Source organism: Isoptericola sp. NPDC056578, from assembly GCF_042793275.1.
GTDB lineage: Bacteria > Actinomycetota > Actinomycetes > Actinomycetales > Cellulomonadaceae > Isoptericola.
Genome location: NZ_JBHTVC010000113.1, coordinates 1 through 2904, shown reverse-complemented (window position 1 = coordinate 2904; position 2904 = coordinate 1). Strand labels below are relative to the sequence as shown.

The following is a 2904-nucleotide window of genomic DNA, read 5'->3' as shown; positions in this document are numbered from 1 at the left end:
GTGCGACGGATCGTCGCACCGTCCTGCCCGGCGGTCAGGTCGGCACCGGGCTCGCCCGCGGGGACGAGCGGAAGGTGCCAGGACATCAGAGCGTCAGGCCTCCGCAGGGGTCTCGGCCGCGGCGTCGGCGGACTCGTCGGCCTTCTCGTCCTCGGTCACCGCGACGAGCGAGAGCTTGCCGCGCGGGTCGATCTCACCGATCTCGACCTGGACCTTCTGGCCCACGGACAGCACGTCGTCGACGTTCTCGACGCGCTTGCCGCCCACGAGCTTGCGGATCTGGCTGATGTGCAGCAGTCCGTCCTTGCCCGGCGAGAGGGAGATGAACGCGCCGAAGGACGTCGTCTTGACGACGGTGCCGACGAAGCGCTCGCCCACCTCGGGGACGTGCGGGTTGGCGATCGCGTTGATCGCCGCGCGGGCGGCCTCGGCCGAGGGGCCGTCGGTGGCGCCGATGTAGACGGTGCCGTCGTCCTCGATGGAGATGTCCGCGCCCGTCTCCTCCTGGATCTGGTTGATCATCTTGCCCTTGGGCCCGATGACCTCGCCGATCTTGTCGACCGGCACCTTCACGGAGATGACGCGCGGGGCGTTCGGGGACATCTCGTCGGGCACGTCGATCGCCTCGGCGAGCACCTCGAGGATGGTCAGGCGCGCATCGCGGGCCTGGGTCAGCGCGCCGGCCAGGACCGAGGCGGGGATGCCGTCGAGCTTGGTGTCGAGCTGGATGGCCGTGACGAACTCGCTGGTGCCGGCGACCTTGAAGTCCATGTCGCCGAACGCGTCCTCCGCGCCCAGGATGTCGGTCAGCGCGGCGTAGCGGGTCTCACCGTCGACGGTGTCGGAGATGAGGCCCATCGCGATGCCCGCGACCGGGGCCTTCAGCGGCACGCCGGCGTTGAGCAGCGAGAGCGTCGAGGCGCAGACGGAGCCCATCGAGGTGGAGCCGTTCGAGCCCAGCGCCTCGGACACCTGGCGGATCGCGTAGGGGAACTCCTCGCGCGAGGGCAGCACGGGCACGAGGGCCCGCTCGGCCAGCGCGCCGTGACCGATCTCGCGGCGCTTCGGGCTGCCGACGCGGCCCGTCTCGCCCGTGGAGAACGGCGGGAAGTTGTAGTTGTGCATGTAGCGCTTGCGCGTGACCGGCCCGAGCGAGTCGATCTGCTGCTCCATGCGCAGCATGTTCAGCGTGGTGACGCCCAGGATCTGGGTCTCGCCGCGCTCGAACAGGGCGGAGCCGTGCACGCGCGGGATGACCTCGACCTCGGCGGACAGGGTGCGGATGTCCGCGAGCCCACGACTGTCGATGCGGACGCCCTCGGTGAGGACGCGCTGGCGGATGAGCTTCTTCTGCAGCGCGCGGTACGCGGCCGACAGCTCCTTCTCGCGGCCCTCGAAACGCTCGCCGAGCGCACCCAGCAGGCCCTCCTTGAGCTCGTCCAGGCGGTTCTCGCGGTCCTGCTTGTCCGCGATCGCGAGCGCGTCGCGCAGCGTCGTGGAGACCTCGTCCTCGACGGCGGCGAACGCGTCGTCCTGGTAGTCGAGGAAGACCGGGTAGTCCTTGACCTCCTTGGCCGCCTGGGCGGCGAGCGAGGCCTGGGCCTCGCACAGGGCCTTGAGGAACGGCTTCGACGCCTCGATGCCCTGGGCGACGACCTCCTCGGTCGGCGCGGCGACGCCCTCGGTCTTGATGAGCTTCCAGGCGTCGTCGGTCGCCTCGGCCTCGATCATCGCGATGGCGACGTCGTCGCCCACGATGCGGCCGGCCACGACCATGTTGAACACGGCGCGCTCGAGGTCCGAGTACTTCGGGAACGCGACCCACTGGCCGTCGATCAGCGCGACGCGCACACCCGCGACCGGGCCGGAGAACGGCAGGCCGGAGATCTGCGTGGACGCCGACGCGGCGTTGATCGCCAGCACGTCGTAGGCGTCGTCCGGGTGGATGGCCAGGACGTCGATGACGACCTGGACCTCGTTGCGCAGGCCCTTGACGAACAGCGGGCGCAGCGGGCGGTCGATGAGGCGGCAGGCCAGGATCGCCTCCGTCGAGGGACGACCCTCACGACGGAAGAACGAGCCGGGGATCTTGCCGGCGGCGTACTGCCGCTCCTCGACGTCCACCGTGAGGGGGAAGAAGTCGAACTGGTCCTTGGGGTGCTTGCCGGCCGTCGTGGCCGACAGCAGCATCGTCTCGCCGTCCAGGTACGCGGCGACGGAGCCGGCGGCCTGGCGGGCGAGGCGGCCCGTCTCGAAGCGGACGGTGCGGGTGCCGAAGCGGCCGTTGTCGATGACGGCCTCGGCGAACTGGATCTCGGGACCCTCCACGGGTGCCCTCCTTGATCTCGAGGGCGCCGCCGCGGCTCGGCGGTCTTCGATCGAGGCCCACGGAGCCGGGCCCGACCCGATGGTCGGACGGTTCGGGAGGCCACTACCGAGGACCGGACGAGGATCCGGCGGCGCGATGGTGGTTATGACAGGGACATCACACCAGACCAGCCCGGCCCCCGCGAGGGTGACCGGGCTGGTCGGCAGAGTCAGCGGCGCAGGCCGAGGCGCTGGATCAGCGCGCGGTAACGCTCGATGTCGATCTTCTGCAGGTAGGCCTGCAGGCGGCGGCGCTGGCCGACGAGGAGCAGCAGGCCACGACGCGAGTGGTGGTCGTGCTTGTGCTCCTTGAGGTGCTCGTTCAGGTCGTTGATGCGCTGCGTGAGGAGCGCGATCTGCACCTCGGGCGAGCCGGTGTCGCCCTCGTGAGTGGCGTACTCGGTGATGATGGACTGCTTGGTGGCAGCGTCGAGCGGCATGGCTCTCCTTCGGTGTCGTTGCGCGGTGCTCCGGGACTCGTTCACCGGGGCGCTCTGGATCCGCGGCCGTTCGTACGGCCCCACCATGCTACCAGCG

General features: G+C 70.3%; 2 protein-coding genes. Both read right to left on the bottom strand.

All coding sequences use genetic code 11. The features are described 5' to 3' along the window. Positions 1-93: 93 nt before the first annotated feature. Positions 94-2328 (bottom strand): polyribonucleotide nucleotidyltransferase, encoded by a 2235-nt coding sequence (locus tag ACFQ80_RS22500; protein ID WP_430565199.1) that lies wholly within the window; start codon positions 2326-2328, stop codon positions 94-96. 209 nt (positions 2329-2537) lie between these two features. Next, entirely contained in the window at positions 2538-2807 is a 270-nt protein-coding gene (rpsO, locus tag ACFQ80_RS22495) for a 30S ribosomal protein S15 (RefSeq protein WP_429762254.1), read from the bottom strand. Between the last annotated feature and the right edge of the window lie 97 nt (positions 2808-2904).

Coding starts and splice junctions, on each gene's coding strand:
- rpsO (WP_429762254.1), bottom strand. CDS start 2,807: ATGCCGCTCGACGCTGCCACCAAGCAGTCCATCATCACCGAGTACGCC.